At 62.7% G+C, this 14,391-nt stretch carries 15 protein-coding genes; 9 read left to right on the plus strand and 6 right to left on the minus strand.

Annotated elements, in window-relative coordinates; genetic code table 11:
• Positions 1 to 857: 857 nt before the first annotated feature.
• The 6 genes from FVW59_RS02305 to flgA form a co-directional block, all read right to left on the minus strand.
• Complete coding sequence (locus tag FVW59_RS02305; RefSeq protein WP_148062606.1) at positions 858 to 1,529, minus strand: PEP-CTERM sorting domain-containing protein; 672 nt, start codon at positions 1,527 to 1,529, stop codon at positions 858 to 860.
• Positions 1,530 to 1,743: 214 nt separating this feature from the next.
• Positions 1,744 to 4,815: a bifunctional diguanylate cyclase/phosphodiesterase gene (locus tag FVW59_RS02310; RefSeq protein WP_148062607.1), complete on the minus strand. Its 3,072-nt coding sequence runs from the start codon at positions 4,813 to 4,815 to the stop codon at positions 1,744 to 1,746.
• A 67-nt stretch (positions 4,816 to 4,882) separates the two neighbouring features.
• Complete coding sequence (locus FVW59_RS02315) at positions 4,883 to 6,133, minus strand: EAL and HDOD domain-containing protein (RefSeq protein ID WP_187275714.1); 1,251 nt, start codon at positions 6,131 to 6,133, stop codon at positions 4,883 to 4,885.
• Between the two features lie 52 nt (positions 6,134 to 6,185).
• A complete protein-coding gene (locus tag FVW59_RS02320; protein WP_148062609.1) occupies positions 6,186 to 6,635 on the minus strand; it encodes a flagella synthesis protein FlgN in 450 nt (149 codons plus the stop codon).
• 15 nt (positions 6,636 to 6,650) lie between these two features.
• Positions 6,651 to 6,953, minus strand: coding sequence for a flagellar biosynthesis anti-sigma factor FlgM (gene flgM / locus FVW59_RS02325; protein WP_222711398.1), 303 nt, complete (start codon positions 6,951 to 6,953; stop codon positions 6,651 to 6,653).
• 67 nt (positions 6,954 to 7,020) lie between these two features.
• On the minus strand, positions 7,021 to 7,695 hold the full coding sequence (gene flgA, locus FVW59_RS02330) for a flagellar basal body P-ring formation chaperone FlgA (RefSeq protein ID WP_148062610.1): 675 nt from the start codon (positions 7,693 to 7,695) through the stop codon (positions 7,021 to 7,023).
• A gap of 208 nt (positions 7,696 to 7,903) precedes the next feature.
• Between flgA and flgB the strand changes: the two genes are divergently transcribed.
• The 9 genes from flgB (at position 7,904) to FVW59_RS02375 (ending at position 14,328) form a co-directional block, all read left to right on the plus strand.
• Positions 7,904 to 8,308: a flagellar basal body rod protein FlgB gene (gene flgB / locus FVW59_RS02335; RefSeq protein ID WP_148062611.1), complete on the plus strand. Its 405-nt coding sequence runs from the start codon at positions 7,904 to 7,906 to the stop codon at positions 8,306 to 8,308.
• Between the two features lie 8 nt (positions 8,309 to 8,316).
• Positions 8,317 to 8,712 (plus strand): flagellar basal body rod protein FlgC, encoded by a 396-nt coding sequence (gene flgC / locus FVW59_RS02340; protein WP_281290169.1) that lies wholly within the window; start codon positions 8,317 to 8,319, stop codon positions 8,710 to 8,712.
• Complete coding sequence (locus tag FVW59_RS02345; RefSeq protein WP_148062613.1) at positions 8,712 to 9,377, plus strand: flagellar hook assembly protein FlgD; 666 nt, start codon at positions 8,712 to 8,714, stop codon at positions 9,375 to 9,377. Before flgC ends, FVW59_RS02345 begins: the two co-directional genes overlap by 1 nt.
• 83 nt (positions 9,378 to 9,460) lie before the next feature.
• A complete protein-coding gene (flgE, locus tag FVW59_RS02350; RefSeq protein WP_148062614.1) occupies positions 9,461 to 10,642 on the plus strand; it encodes a flagellar hook protein FlgE in 1,182 nt (393 codons plus the stop codon).
• A gap of 11 nt (positions 10,643 to 10,653) precedes the next feature.
• On the plus strand, positions 10,654 to 11,412 hold the full coding sequence (locus FVW59_RS02355; RefSeq protein ID WP_148062615.1) for a flagellar basal body rod protein FlgF: 759 nt from the start codon (positions 10,654 to 10,656) through the stop codon (positions 11,410 to 11,412).
• A 32-nt stretch (positions 11,413 to 11,444) separates the two neighbouring features.
• On the plus strand, positions 11,445 to 12,227 hold the full coding sequence (gene flgG, locus FVW59_RS02360) for a flagellar basal-body rod protein FlgG (protein ID WP_148062616.1): 783 nt from the start codon (positions 11,445 to 11,447) through the stop codon (positions 12,225 to 12,227).
• 14 nt (positions 12,228 to 12,241) lie between these two features.
• A complete protein-coding gene (locus FVW59_RS02365; protein ID WP_148062617.1) occupies positions 12,242 to 12,907 on the plus strand; it encodes a flagellar basal body L-ring protein FlgH in 666 nt (221 codons plus the stop codon).
• Between the two features lie 15 nt (positions 12,908 to 12,922).
• Positions 12,923 to 14,020 carry a flagellar basal body P-ring protein FlgI gene (locus FVW59_RS02370; protein WP_222711399.1) on the plus strand — a complete coding sequence of 366 codons (1,098 nt, stop codon included), beginning with the start codon at positions 12,923 to 12,925 and terminating at the stop codon, positions 14,018 to 14,020.
• Entirely contained in the window at positions 14,020 to 14,328 is a 309-nt protein-coding gene (locus FVW59_RS02375; protein WP_148062618.1) for a rod-binding protein, read from the plus strand. Before FVW59_RS02370 ends, FVW59_RS02375 begins: the two co-directional genes overlap by 1 nt.
• Positions 14,329 to 14,391: the final 63 nt, after the last annotated feature.

Here is a 14,391-nt window from a genome sequence, read left to right on the forward strand (position 1 = left end):
AGGATGGACGATTGAAGGCGGCTGTCGTGAGTGAGAGAAGATGCTTGGGGGTATGTTTCCAAACCTGAGTAACATCCTGAGTAACATTAATTTTAGAATTACTAAAAAATACTAAAATCAAATAGATAGGGCTCATTATAAAGTCCCGCCTTCGGCACCATCTTTACTCTGAAAGTCCCGCATAGCGCGATTCTCGCGCTTTCAGGGCCATTGCTGGCCCTGGTGGAGCTGTACGTCCACCGGGATCGCCCGTGTCTACATCTCCCGTCATCTTCAAGCACACTCCAATGGCAAGCGTGAACTGCGGAAGTCCACCTGGCATAGCAGCAAGCACTTGGCCCGCCGTTTCGCGCTCAGGTTTTGGCTACAATGTCAGGCTTTGTTCGAGCAAATTGTATACAGCATGGCGACGATGACGAACCAATAGAATTGCTCAGCGATCTTGTCACCATCACAGATGCCCTTGGGAGGCCTCACAGCTTTGATTTCGGTGGCGACAGTAGCCCCGCGCCCCAAGGGGCAAGACAATCAATTTGCGATGGGGGAGAAAGCGCCGCTGGACCTCCGAAGCGATCTGTTTAGCGGGAAGTACCCAATGAGCGTAATACAGCGATAGATTCTTTATGTTTGCTAGCGTACAGATAATTTTGCCGCGCTGAAATACGATTGTTCGTAATGGATATTGTTTCGCAAGGACGCGCAATCAGGGAGATTTATTCGCAAGGACGCGCTAACAATGAACACCCTCGCCGTATCTCGCTTGCGGTGGACTGCCGGGAGATTCTGCGGGATTTGCCGGGAGGGCGGGGGAGGGGAAAATAGTGGGGCGGCAGTCGCCGCCCCGGCAGTGGCTGCAATCAGTGTTGCTTGCGGCGGCGGGCGAAGTACAGGCCCACCAGGCCGAGGCCGAGCAGGGCGGAGCTGCCCGGCGTGGGGACGGGCCTGTCGGTCAGTGATACTGTGTCAATGAAACCGCCCAGAGTGTTGTCGAGACCGGTAGCGGCAAAGCCCAGGTACATAGTGGCGTTGGTGGCTTCCAGGATGGCCGTGTACTCAACCCAGTCGTTGTAGTCGGACGATACCTGGTTGGCGATGCTCAGTGGCGACAGGAAGTTACTGGTATCGCCGGTCCAGAGGACGTCGATGCCATTGTCGTTGCTGCCGTTGTTGGTGCGCGGGCGGTACCAGAAGCTCAAATCGTAGAAGTTGCCAATGATCAGGTCGGTGAGGGTCTGGTACATGACGCTGTTGGTAGAGCCACCACCATTGCTGTGAGAGTCCAGCTCGACGTAGTTGCTGCCGCTGTGGGCGGTGACGACGGCATTGGTTTGCAATTCAATACCCGCGCCGGAGTAGGTTTCCCACTCGCCCGGCAGCGTCTGGTATACGCCCCAGTTGGGGCCTGAGGGGCTGGGGCTGCCTGTCGGCGCGGCTTCAAAATCACCATTCTCGATAAGGTTGGCATTGGCCATTGAGGCCAGGCCCATCAGGGCGGCGGCGCTCAGTGCTTTGAGAGTCTTTATGGGCATGCTGTCAGTGTCCGTATGCGGGGTTCATTTTGCCTGGCTACGTGTGCGCAGGGTCCTACGGCGTTTTCAGCAAAAGTCAGGCCAATTCTATAAAACCCTTATAAAACAGAGCGATAACTGAGATCCTTTGTTCTTCAATGGCCTTTTTGTAAAAGTTTTCGACATTAAAACCATCTCTCTTTATAACTGGATGGTTGGTTTTGTGATGCAGGTCTCAGTGTGTGGCCGGATGGGCCAGAAAGCGTCGCGTTTGCTCCGCATTCATCGGCCGGCCGAGATAGAAGCCCTGCACGCGGTCACACCCCAGTTCGCACAGGTAATCCAGTTGTTCCCGGGTTTCCACACCCTCGGCAACACAGCGCAGGTCGAGGCTGCGGGCCAGGTTGAGGATGGTGCCGACCACCGCCTGGTCGTCGCTGCTGCTGACCAGGTCGTTGACGAAGCTGCGGTCAATTTTGAGGGTGGAAATACGGAAGTGCTTGAGCTGGCTCATGGAGGAGTAGCCGGTGCCAAAATCGTCGATGGCCACGCCGATGCCCGCCTGGTGCAGGCGCTGGATGGTTTGGGCGGCCAGATCGGGGTTTTCCATCGCCATGCTTTCGGTCAGCTCCAGCTCCAGGTAGTGCGCGGGGATGGCGAATTCCTCCAGCACACTCAGCACCAGCTCAGGCAGGTCCGGCTGGCGGAACTGGGCGGCGGACAGGTTGACCGCTATACGCGGCACGTCCAGCCCCTCGTCCAGCCACGCACGCAGTTGCCGGGAGACTTCCCGCAGCACCCAGTTTGACAGGGGCAGAATGAGGCCGCTGCTCTCTGCAACGGGAATGAACTCGCCGGGAGGCACCTGGCCCAGTTCCGGATGCCGCCAGCGCAGCAGGGCTTCCAGTCCGATCAACTGCCGGTCCTGTGCCTGCAGCTGCACCTGGTAGTTGAGCGACAGCTGCTGTTTTTCCATGGCGCGGCGCAGTGCGTTTTCCACCGTGAGCTGGCGCAGGCAGCGCGCCTGCATTTCCGGTGTGTAGAAGCAGTAGGTGTTGCGCCCCTGCTGCTTGGCGCGGTACATGGCGGTGTCGGCATTGGTGTGCAGCTGGCTCAGGGTGTCGCCGTCGTTGGGGAACATGGCGATGCCGATGGAGCAGCTTACCGCCAGCTCCCGGTCCAGCAGGCGGAAGCTGCTGCCGAGCCGTTCCAGCAGGCGGCGCGCGGTGTGGGCGGCGGTGTCGGCGTCGGTGTTGGGCAACAACAGGGCGAATTCGTCGCCGCCCAGGCGGCACAAAGCGTCCTGGTCGCGCAGCGATTCGGTCAGGCGGCTGGCACATTGCTGCAGAACGCGGTCGCCGGTGTCCTGGCCCAGTGAATCGTTGATGTTCTTGAAGTTGTCCAGGTCCAGTACCAACACGGCCAGTGGTCGTTTTCCCTGCCGCGCCAGCTTCAGGGCGTACTCGGAGCGGTCCTGCAACATGGCGCGGTTGGGCAGACCCGTAAGGGCGTCGAAGTAGGCGAGGCGCTGCACCTCGGCCTGACTCTGCTTGAGCAGGGTGATGTCGCTCACCACGCCGATGTAGTGCGACAGGGTGCCGTGTTCATCGCGCACAGCGGTAATGCTGATCCACAGGGGCGCAGTTTCACCGTTCTTGCGGCGGCCCCAGATCTCCCCCTGCCAGAAGCCGTCCTCGGACACCCGCTGCATGATGGTGTGGAGGAAGTCCGGTGTGTGCATGCCCTCGCTCAGCATGGTCGCGGGCTGGCCGATACACTCGTCTTCGCTGTAACCGGATATCTCCAGGAAGGCGCGGTTGGTGGCCACCAGTCGGTATTCCGGGTCGGTGATGAGCAGCCCTTCCCGGGTGCTGTCCATCACATGCAGGGCCAGCTTCAGTTGCGACGTGGTATTGACCAGGTGGCTGATGTCGATGTGGGTGCCGGCGACAACCGTGACGCCGCCGCTGCCCGCCGCGCTGCGCAGGGCGCTGCCGCGACTGAGAATGGAGACCCAGTGCCCCTGGCGATGGCGCATGCGGAACTGCACTTCCAGTTGCCCCTGGCAGCCGCCCTGCAGATAGCTGTTCACCTCTCTGTCGGTACGCTGGATGTCATCGGGGTGGATGAGGTGACGGCAGAACTCCAGCCAGTTGCCCTGGCTGTCCTCGGGCAGGTCGCTGCACTGGTAGCCGAGCATATCGAGGTAACCCGCCTGGCACACCAGTTTGCCCTCGTTGATGTTGTATTCCCAGAGTCCGGTTTGCGAGGCGGTAATCAGGGAGTGGTAGCGCTCCAGGGTGCCGTCCAGCTCCCGTGTGCGCTGCTCCACCTTGCGGCTGAGCTGACTGCGGTAGCTGCGCAGTTCGACAAAGGTGCGGCCCAGGCAGCCGGCGAGCAGGCTGAACAGCACACCCAGCGCAATCGCGCCGGCCAGCCAGGGTGGATTGGGCCATCCATCCCGGGGCATGACCGCCAGTTGCCAGCGCGCATTGGGTACGTAGAGCGATTGCTCCACCGGGGCTCCGTTCAGCGTCTCCCGGCTGGCGGCAATGATTTCGCGCTCGCCGCTCACCGGGTTATCACGCCACAGCTGGTAGTCCAGCCCTGCATCGGACAGGCTGTCCAGCCGCAGCAGGCCGAGCAGTGCCGGCAGGCGCAGGGTGACACTGGAGAAGCCCCAGAACTGCTCCCCGCCCTGCTGCGCAGGGCGAAACACGGGAATGCGGCCGACGATGCCGCGACCGCCCTGGATCAGGTCCAGCGGGCCCGCAACCGTAGTGCCTGTATTGGCCTTGGCCAGCTGGCCTTCGGCGCTTTGTTCGCTGTCGGTCAGGGGGTTGAAACCCAGCGATACCTCGTTGTCGCCGTGCGGTGCGATCATCCGGATCACGCCGCCGGGCGCAAGTGACAGCTGCTCAATATAGGGGTTACTGCGCAGCAGGTCGTTGCTGACGACATTAAAATGGCGTTCCAACTGATTGCTGTTGCGGGCGATCACCGCAAGCGTTTCCGCCGGGGCGAGAGTGGCGTTGAGGCGACTTTCGATCAGCCGTGCCGCCTGGGTGGTGATGGACAGCACACGAGTGCGCTGCTCCTGGTGGAACAGGTCGCAACTGATGCTGATCCACAGATAACTGGCGAATGCCCCGCCCAGGGCGGTGGCCAGGCCGACCAGTTGCGGCAGGCGCAGCCGGACGCCGCTTTTCCGAGTGGTGCCGGCCCGGCGATCTCCGGTCGCAGCCAGGCCAGCTTTGCTCAGTGCTCTGGCAAAAGCAGAGGGCCGTGGTTTTACCTGGGCGTGCATGTTCAATTTTCAGGTACTGGCTGCGCGACCCGGGCTCTGCTACATCTGGGCTCGAACCGCGCTGCACTCACACCGAATCGCCAAGTTCCGCCTGTGTCTGGCGAGCCCAGGCACAGGCGTGGCGGTAGGCAACTTCGTAGAAGGCGGGGTCGAAACGCTGCGACAACTGATCAAAATGGCCCTGCTCGTAGTGTTCGACGTCGGCCAGCGTGTCGCCGAGCGGACCCTGGCGCGATAGCAGAGCGCGTTTGGTTTCCTGGCGCAGCGGTAGTTGCTCCAGCAGTTCGCCCATCTCGATATCCATTAGCACATCGAGTTGTGACAGCAGGCCGACGATAAAGTGGTGAACCGGCATCGGCTGGCTGTCCAGTTCCGCCAGGATTTCGCACATGCGGGCGCGCACCAGCATATTGCGGGTGAGCGCTTCGGGTTTGCCGGGTTCAGACTCTACCAGGAACAGGTGTACCCAGCGCTTGATTTCCTCAGTGCCCAGGATGGTGATCGCCTGCGACAGGGTGTCGACTTCGCGCCGGATGCCCTGGGCCGCGGAGTTGACAATGCGGAGGATGCGGAAGGTCAGATTGGCGTCGCGGATGGCCAGCGCTTCCAGGCTGGCCGCGGTGGCCTCCGGGTCCTGCAGCTTGGCCAGCATTTCCAGTAACAGGAGCTTGTTGCCGCTGACTTTCTTGCCTTTCACCGGCGTGGCGGCGCTCAGGAAGCTGCCCTGGAACCAGGTAAACCCGAGTTCCACACAGCGATCGAATTGCTGTGCATTGGCTACGCCGTCGGCCAGAAGGTCGACCCCGCGCTGGCGTAACTGCTCAGCGGTCCGGGCCAGTTCACCGTCATCCAGTTCTGCGCTATTCACCCGCACGATATGGACAGCTGCAAGCAGTGCATCGAGATCCGGCCGCCCGGGCCGGTAGTTCCCCAGGGCGATGTGGTGTCCTTCGGCGGCGAGGCGCGCCAGGCGCTGGGCCAGCTCCGGGCCGGCGGGTTCACTGCCGGTTACCAGTTCCAGGATCAACTGCTTGCGCGGCAGTGCCGGAAGTTGTTCATCAAACAGCATGGCGGGGCTGAGCTTCACGAAGCTGGGCACCGACAGGAAACGCCCCTGCTGGAAAATGCGGGCATAGGACTCCAGCACCAGCGGCACCGCGGACTGGATGTCCTGGACGTTGACAGACGATCCCGGCGTGGTGTGATCGAGCAGCAGGTCGAAAGCCACCACATCCTGGTTGCGCGACAGCACGGGCTGGCAGGCCAGCAGCGCTTCCAGCGGGCTCTCCCCGGAGAGTATCGATTGCGCGTTGAGCATGATTATCCTTGTCTGGCGAGCGCCAGAAATCTCGGTTCGGGGTCGTTGTTTCTCATGCGCGTGAGTCCACCCTGGGGCGCTTGCGGTGGGACTGCCCGTCGGGCCCGTAGAGGCTGTTGCCCGCAGACTCCCGCAGCGCATTCAGCAGGCGCTGGTTGTTTTCCAGCCGCAGTTGAATCAGGTCGCCATTGGTCTGGTTCAGTTGTTTCGCTGCGCTGGCCAGCTGGTCGATGTTCTGCCACAGCGGCAGGCAGCCGGCGTCGTTCGCCGCCGCCATGGCGCCCTCGCGCCCCGCCGGATAGCCCAGGCGTGTCTGTGCCCCCCTGCGTCTCGCCTCGAAACTGTCGAGAGAGACCAGGTGTTGCTGTTTGTCGACGGCCACCCGGTCCAGGGCCGCGCCGTCCACCTGGCTTTGGGTCAGCAGGCTCTGCTCGGTGTGCAGTAGTGCAACCAGCTGTTCCAGTTGCAGGCGCTGGGCCTGCAGGTGTGGCTCAAGACTCATGCTTGCCTCGTAACACTAGGGTGTTTCGCCGTCCAGGATTTCGCGCACACTGTCGATCAGGCCGTCGGCAATCCGGCTGGTATCGATGGCCAGCTTGCCGTCGGCAATCGCCTGGCGAATCTCGGCTACCCGGGCCAGGTCAATGTCCTGGCCGCTGGCTTCCACCGCGCTGCTGAAGCGGCTGACGCTGGCCTTAGTGGGTTCTTCACCGCTGACCGCGGCGCTGGTTTCGACGCGCCCGCCGGTCCGGTTGACACTGTTCTGGTTGGCCTGCTGCGGCGCTGTATAGCCGTTGATTTTCAAGATTCCATGCTCCAAGGGTTCTCCTTTGCTTGGTTATCGGCGGCCACTGGGCGAACTTTAGGGCGCCGGCAGAAAAAAAGTCTCAGGGCGCCAGCCGCGCGGCGCCGGGTCCGGTGACCTCTACATTCAGTATCTCCCGGCTGTCCAGGCGCACCCGGATGCTGTCGCCACGTCCCCCGGCATCCAGGGCGCGGCCGCGGCGCGCAATTTCGAATCCGGTGCCCGCTGCGGCGACGGTAATCAGCTGCTGGCGCTCCACGAGGGCAGGGCGGGTGAGCAGTGACTGCTGCAGCACGCTGCCGGCGCGCAGCGGTCGGCGGGTCACGCTTTGTTCCAGCTCGGCGAGATCGCGCACCGTGTCGCGGGGCAGCCTGCCCAGGTCGCCCTGGCGCGCCTCCAGGTCGGCCCGGGTGACCGGCGCGCCGCGCGGCAGGTCGCGCCTGCTCTGCCAGTAGCGAACCTGCACACTGACCCGGGCCTGCAGGTAGCGCACACCACCGCCGGCACAGCGGATACCAACGCTGACCTTGCCCCAGCGGCGCGCGCCATTGCCTGGCATGAAGGGCCGGGGTTGCCGACAGTCGGCGAACTGCGCTCTGGGTTCATCGACTTCTACAGACACTCTATCGCCCAGGTCCTGCGTTTTCTGAAGCAGGAAGCGTTGTACCACGGCGCCGAGGTCGTCGGCACTGGCTGCTGGCCAGCTGGCCAGCATGAACAACAGGCCGCTCGCCAGGTATTTGCAGGGTCTGTTCACGTGTTTGCCTCCGCTGCTGCCACTTCCTGCGAGTTGGTTTGTCGCATCGCTATATAAAGTCGGTACTTCTACTTAAGACAGTGTAAGGCAGTGGAGCCACAAACAATTTTGGAAATAGCCCTGAAAAAGTAGCCTGTTTACGACTTTGCCTGCGGGCTGCCTGCGTATTCTTGATGTTGAGCGACACTGCCAACGCGGAGCCGAATACATGATCGACAAACTGTCCGCCTCGCTGGACTTCTATCAGCAGGCCCTGGGTTTGCGCCACCAGCGCCAGCAGGTGCTGGCGGCGAACATTGCCAACGCCGACACGCCGCACTACAAAGCGCGCGATTTTGATTTTGCTGCGGAGTTGTCGCGGGCTAGCGATGGCAGTGGCGACCTGCGCCTGGCGACGACAGACAAGGGCCATATTGCCGCCGGCGGCAGTGCCGGCAGCGCAAGTAACCTGCTCTACCGTGTCCCCGACCAGCCCAGCCTCGACGGCAACACGGTCGATATGAACCGTGAGCGAACCCACTTCGCCGACAACAGCGTGCGCTACCAGAGCGCCCTTACCCTGGCCAATGCCCGAATCCAGGGGCTGAAGTCGGCCATGCAGAGTGAATCCTGATCATGTCGATGTTCAACATTTTTGAAATCTCTGGATCGGCCCTCGCTGCACAGAGTCAGCGCATGAACGTTTCCGCCAGCAATCTCGCCAATGCCGACAGTGTGGCAGGACCCGACGGCGAGCCCTACCGCGCCAAGCAGGTCATGTTCGAAAGCGAGGGTCCCCAGGGCGCCGCCGGTGTGCGCGTGTCGGCGGTGGTCGATGACGACTCTCCCCTGCGCATGGAATACCGGCCGGGTCACCCGCTGGCGGATGCCGAGGGCTACGTGGCCATGCCCAACGTGGACCCCACCCATGAAATGGTCAACATGATCTCGGCCTCGCGTTCCTACCAGGCGAATGTGGAAGTCATGAATACCAGCAAGCAGCTCCTGCTGAAAACCCTCACCCTCGGAGAAAGCTGATGACGACGATCGACAGCAGCACACTGACCGCGCTGAACGGTAATCAGGCGGTGAAAACCAGTACCGGGGCGGATCTGCAGGACAGTTTCATGACCCTGCTGGTCACCCAGCTGCAGAACCAGGACCCGACCAATCCGATGGAAAATGCGGAGATGACGTCGCAGCTGGCCCAGATCAATACCGTGAGCGGTATTTCCGAACTCAACGACACCCTCGCCACCATCAACCAGCAGATCGATGCCGGGCAAACCCTGCAGGCTGCCAGCCTGATCGGCAAGGGTGTGCTGGTGCCGGGCGACAGGATTCTGGTGGGCGAAGAGGGCGTGTCGACACCGATTGGCGTGGAGCTCGCCAGCCCCGCCGACCAGGTTGCCATCAGCATTGTCAGCGCCAGCGGCGAGGTGATCCGCCAGTACCAGCCGGTTGCCATGTCGGCTGGCATGGAAACCCTGCAATGGGACGGGCGCCTGAACGATGGCACCCTCGCGCCAGCCGGTAGCTACCGGGTGGTAGTCAGCGCCAGCAACGAGGGCAGCGCGGTTTCCGCCAATGTACTCAACTACGCGCTGGTGTCGGGTATCAGCCCGGGTGACGACGGCCCCTTGCTGGACCTGGGCGGGGTCTCGGACCCGGTGACCCTCGACCAGATACGCCAGATTCTGTAGGGCGCTCGCAGCGGGCGCCGGATTTTTATCAACCGCTTTATCGATTCTTCAATCGGCTTCATTTACTAGCAAGGAGATGGACCATGGGCTTTTCCCAGGCACTTAGCGGCCTCAACGCCGCCGCCACCAACCTCGATGTGGTGGGCAACAATATCGCCAACTCCCAGACTGTTGGCTTCAAAGGTGGCAATGTACAGTTTGCCGACGTTTTTGCCGGCGCTGGCGCCGGTCTCGGCACCCGGGTGGCGGGTATCCTGCAGGATTTCAGTAACGGCAATATCGAAACCACCAATCGCAATCTCGATCTGGCGATCAGCGGCAACGGCTTTTTCCGCTTCTCCCAGAACGACGAGACAGTCTACTCCCGCAATGGCCAGCTGACGCTGACCAAAGACGGCTTCCTCGAGAACGCCACCGGCGCCCGGCTGATGGGCTACCCGGCAGGCGAGGGCACCGGCGGCCAGCCGGTGGAGTTGAATATTCCTGCCAGCGGCCTGGCGGCGGTGGCCACCCAGGCGGTGGACAGCTCGCTGAACCTGGATGCCACGGCAGATGGGCTCGATCCCGCACTGTTTGATTACCAGGACGGGGATACCTATTCCTACGCCAACACCGGCACCGTTTACGATTCCCTCGGTGTGCAGCATTCCATGACCATGTACTTCGTCAAGGACGGTGCCAACCCCAACCAGTGGCAGGTCTTTGTCGGCCTGGACGGCCAGGCCCCCACCGGCCCCCAGACCCTGGAGTTCGACGGCAACGGCACGTTGACTAACGGCATCACCGCCAACTACAACTTCCCCCAGACCAACGGCGCTGCTGATCTGAACTTCGATCTCGACTTTGGCGGCACCACCCAGTTCGGCGGCGATTTCGCGCTCAATACCCTCAATCAGGACGGCTTTGCGGCCGGCAACCTGGTGGGTATTGCCATCGATGAGGGCGGCAACCTGGTGGGTACCTATTCCAACGAACAGACCCAGGTGCTCGGCACCATCGCCCTGGCCAATTTTCGCAACCCGGAAGGCCTGAAGGCGGTGGGCGACAACGCCTGGGCGATGACCGGAGCCTCCGGCCAGGAGCTGCTGGGACTGGCAGGCACAGGTGTTTTCGGTGACATCGAGGCCGGCGCGCTGGAGTCCTCCAACGTCGACCTGACCCAGGAACTGGTGGATCTGATCATCGCCCAGCGCAATTACCAGGCGAATACCCAGACCATCAAGGTGCAGGACGAAGTGCTGCAGAACGCAGTCAACCTGCGCTAGGGCCCGGGCTGATGGATCGTATTCTCTACACGGCCATGGGCGGCGCCAAGCAGAGCATCGACGCCCAGGCCGTGGTCAGCAACAACCTGGCCAACACCAGCACTGCTGGCTTTCGGGCGCAGCTGCAGGCCATGCGCGCAGTGCCGGTACAGGGCGACGCCCTGCAGGCCACACGCACCGCGGTGGTGGCCACCACGCCTGGCACGGATTTCAGTGCCGGTCCGGTCAATGCCACCGGACGGGATATGGACGTGGCCCTGAAGGGCGACGCCTGGCTGGCAGTGCAGGACGCAGCGGGCGGCGAAGCCTACACCCGTCGCGGTGATCTCCAGGTCAGCGCCAACGGCGTTCTGACCAGTGGCGGACTGCCGGTGATCGGCGAGGGCGGGCCCATGGTGGTACCGCTGGATTCGCGCCTGTCGATGGGTGCTGACGGTACCGTCAGTGCCATTGGCCCCGGCGAAACGCCGGATGCCATCGTCGAGGTGGGTCGCCTGAAACTGGCCACCGCTGCGCCGGGACAACTGCTGCGCGGCGACGACGGCCTGTTCCGGCCCCTGCCGGCGGAGGATGGAACCGCTACCAACCTGCCGCGTGACGAAGAGGCGCGACTGGTATCCGGCGCCCTGGAGGGCAGCAATGTCAGTGCCGTGGAGGCGATGGTGTCCATGCTCGACAACGCCCGCCGCTTTGAACTGCAGATGAAAGTGATCGACGACGCCAACAACAATGCCCAGCGGGCCAACAGCCTGCTGTCCCTGCAGGGCTGATGGCCGTCGCATAGCAACCGGAGGAAAACCCCGTGATCAAGTCCCTGTGGACATCCAAGACCGGCCTGGAATCACAGCAGGTGAAACTGGATGTGATAGCCAACAACCTGGCCAACGTCAGCACCAATGGCTTCAAGAAGTCCCGCGCCGTGTTCGAGGACCTGCTGTACCAGAATCTGCGCCAGCCGGGCGCCCAGAACGATGTGCAGAACACCCTGCCGTCCGGTATGCAGGTGGGCACCGGGGTGCGTCCGGTCGCCACCGAGCGCCTGCACACCCAGGGCAACCTGGAAAACACCGGCAACTCGCGGGACCTGGCCATCAACGGCCGGGGTTTCTTCCAGGTGATGATGCCCGACGGCACTACCGCCTACACCCGCGACGGCAGCTTCCAGCTGGACCAGAACGGGCAGATGGTCACTTCCAGTGGCTATCCGCTGGAGCCGGTCATCATCATTCCCGAGAACGCCCTGTCCATCACCATCGGGCGCGACGGTATCGTATCGGTGACTGAACCCGGTTCCAGCCTCAACAACCAGGTGGGCCAGCTCACCATTTCCACTTTTGTCAATCCAACCGGACTGGAAAGCGTGGGTGAGAATCTCTATCTGGAAACGCAATCCTCCGGACTGCGCACCGAGAGCCTGCCGGGCCTGAACGGGGCGGGGGTGTTGTACCAGTCCTATGCGGAGACCTCCAATGTGAACGTGGTGGAGGAGATGGTCAACATGATCCAGACCCAGCGCGCCTACGAACTCAACAGCAAGGCCGTACAGACCTCCGACGAGATGCTGGCGCGCCTGGCCCAGCTCTGAGGCGGAGAGTGGTGATGAGCCCGATTCGATATCTGGTAGTTGTACTGGCACTGCTGGCGGGCGGTTGCGCCCAGTTGCCGCGTTCCAGCGTGGTGCCGGAGGTGGAACCCCTGCAGATGCCGGAACCGCCCCGGACCCGTGGCGACGGCGCCATCTTCCAGGCTCACGCCGGTTACCGCCCGCTGTTCGAGGATCGCCGCCCGCGCATGACCGGGGATGTCATCACCATTGTGCTGGACGAGGAAGTCAGCGCCAGCAAGAACTCACAGAGCAACGCCAATCGCAACGGCGTCACCAGTTTTGCACCCGAGGGCGTGCCCAAGGGGCTGGAAGACCTGATTGAATACGGCTTCGACCTGTCCGGCGACAATGAATTCAACGGCGGTGGCGGCTCCCGCGCCAACAATACCTTCACCGGCACCCTCACGGTGATGGTGGTGGATGTGATGTCCAACGGCAACCTGCTGGTGCGTGGCGAGAAGCAGATCGCTATCAACCAGGGCACCGAGTTCATCCGCTTTTCCGGCATCGTCGATCCCTACACCGTGACCAGCGCCAATACTGTGTCCTCCACCCAGGTGGCGGAGGCGCGCATCGAGTACTACGGCGACGGTTATATCAACGAGGCGCAGAGCATGGGTTGGCTGCAGCGCTTCTTCCTCAATATCTCGCCGCTCTAGGCCCGGAGGTTTAGCGTGAAACTGTTGGCCAGACTGGGCCTTTGCCTGTTACTGCTGTGTCTGCCTGTGAAGGCGGAGCAATTGAGGGAGCTGGCGGATTTTGCCGGGGTGCGCGAGAACGCGCTGGTCGGTTACGGCCTGGTGGTCGGCCTCGACGGCAGCGGCGACCAGACCATGCAGACGCCGTTCACCACCCAGAGCCTGGCCAATATGCTGTCGCAGTTGGGTATTAATGTACCGGCCGGCACCAACATGCAGCTGCGCAATATCGCCGCGGTGATGGTGACCGCCCGCCTGCCGGCCTTCGCCCGCCCGGGCCAGCAACTGGATGTGGTGGTGTCCTCCATCGGCAACGCCCGCAGCCTGCGCGGAGGCACCCTGTTGATGACGCCCCTGAAGGGAGCGGATGGCGCCACCTATGCCATGGCCCAGGGCAACCTGCTGGTGGGCGGCGCCGGCGCGGAAGCGGGCGGCAGCAGCGTGCAGATCAACCAGCAGGCCTCGGGGCGGATCAGTGCCGGCGCCACAGTCGAGCGCGAAGTGGCCTCGGTCTTCAGCGGCGAGGGCGGCAGCCTCGAACTGCGCCTGCGTGATGCCGACTTCGGTACCGCCCAGCGTGTGGTGCAGGCCATCAATATGAGTTTCGGCCCCGGCACGGCCACCGCGCTGGACTCGCGGGCGATCAAGCTGCGCGGGCCGGTCGATCCGACCCAGCGGGTCGGCTTTATGGCGAGCATCGAGCACCTGGAAGTCAATCCGGTGCAGGGCGCAGCAAAAGTCGTCCTCAACTCCCGCAGTGGCGCGGTGGTGCTGAACGGCCGCGTAACCCTGCGCCCGGCGGCTGTCGCCCACGGCAACCTGTCGGTGGTGATCGACACCAATTACGGCGTCAGCCAGCCGGCGCCCTTTGGCGGTGGCGAAACAGTGGTGGTGCCCGATAGCGATATTCGTCTCGAACAGCAATCCGGCACCCTGCGCACGGTGGAAGGGGCCAACCTGCTGGAAGTGGTGGACGCCCTCAACGCGCTGGGTGCCACGCCGGCGGACCTCATGTCCATCCTCGAAGCCCTGAAAGCGGCCGGCTCTCTGCGCGCCGAACTGGAGATTATCTGATGCCCCCGACTGCCATTTCCGACCAGCAGTTTGCCCTGGATGTCGCCGGCCTGGAAAAACTCAAGCAGGCTGGCCGACGCGATCACGACGCCGGCCTGCAGGGTGCGGCGCAGCAGTTTGAAGCCCTGTTCCTGCACCAGATGCTGCAGGGCATGCGCGACGCCACCCCCCGCTCGGAACTCCTCGACAGTTCCCAAACCCGCTTTGTTGAAGGCCTGTTCGACCAGCAGCTGTCGCAGCATCTGGCGGGCAAGGGCCTGGGCCTGGCGGAGCAGCTGGTGGCCCAGTTGCAGCGCGGCGGCAAGTAGCTGTCGGGGCTAAAGTTTGGGCCGCCGCGGCCGATAATTTCTTTGCACACAGAATCAACCTTC

Source organism: Parahaliea aestuarii, from assembly GCF_008064635.1.
GTDB lineage: Bacteria > Pseudomonadota > Gammaproteobacteria > Pseudomonadales > Halieaceae > Parahaliea > Parahaliea aestuarii.

Excerpts from the sequence above, each read along its gene's own strand:
- FVW59_RS02355 (WP_148062615.1), top strand. The coding sequence starts at position 10,654 with ATGGATCGTATTCTCTACACGGCCATGGGCGGCGCCAAGCAGAGCATC.
- FVW59_RS02305 (WP_148062606.1), bottom strand. The coding sequence starts at position 1,529 with ATGCCCATAAAGACTCTCAAAGCACTGAGCGCCGCCGCCCTGATGGGC.
- flgB (WP_148062611.1), top strand. The coding sequence starts at position 7,904 with ATGATCGACAAACTGTCCGCCTCGCTGGACTTCTATCAGCAGGCCCTG.
- FVW59_RS02315 (WP_187275714.1), bottom strand. The coding sequence starts at position 6,133 with ATGCTCAACGCGCAATCGATACTCTCCGGGGAGAGCCCGCTGGAAGCG.
- flgE (WP_148062614.1), top strand. The coding sequence starts at position 9,461 with ATGGGCTTTTCCCAGGCACTTAGCGGCCTCAACGCCGCCGCCACCAAC.
- FVW59_RS02375 (WP_148062618.1), top strand. The coding sequence starts at position 14,020 with ATGCCCCCGACTGCCATTTCCGACCAGCAGTTTGCCCTGGATGTCGCC.
- FVW59_RS02310 (WP_148062607.1), bottom strand. The coding sequence starts at position 4,815 with ATGCACGCCCAGGTAAAACCACGGCCCTCTGCTTTTGCCAGAGCACTG.
- FVW59_RS02320 (WP_148062609.1), bottom strand. The coding sequence starts at position 6,635 with ATGAGTCTTGAGCCACACCTGCAGGCCCAGCGCCTGCAACTGGAACAG.
- FVW59_RS02365 (WP_148062617.1), top strand. The coding sequence starts at position 12,242 with ATGAGCCCGATTCGATATCTGGTAGTTGTACTGGCACTGCTGGCGGGC.
- flgC (WP_281290169.1), top strand. The coding sequence starts at position 8,317 with ATGTTCAACATTTTTGAAATCTCTGGATCGGCCCTCGCTGCACAGAGT.
- FVW59_RS02345 (WP_148062613.1), top strand. The coding sequence starts at position 8,712 with ATGACGACGATCGACAGCAGCACACTGACCGCGCTGAACGGTAATCAG.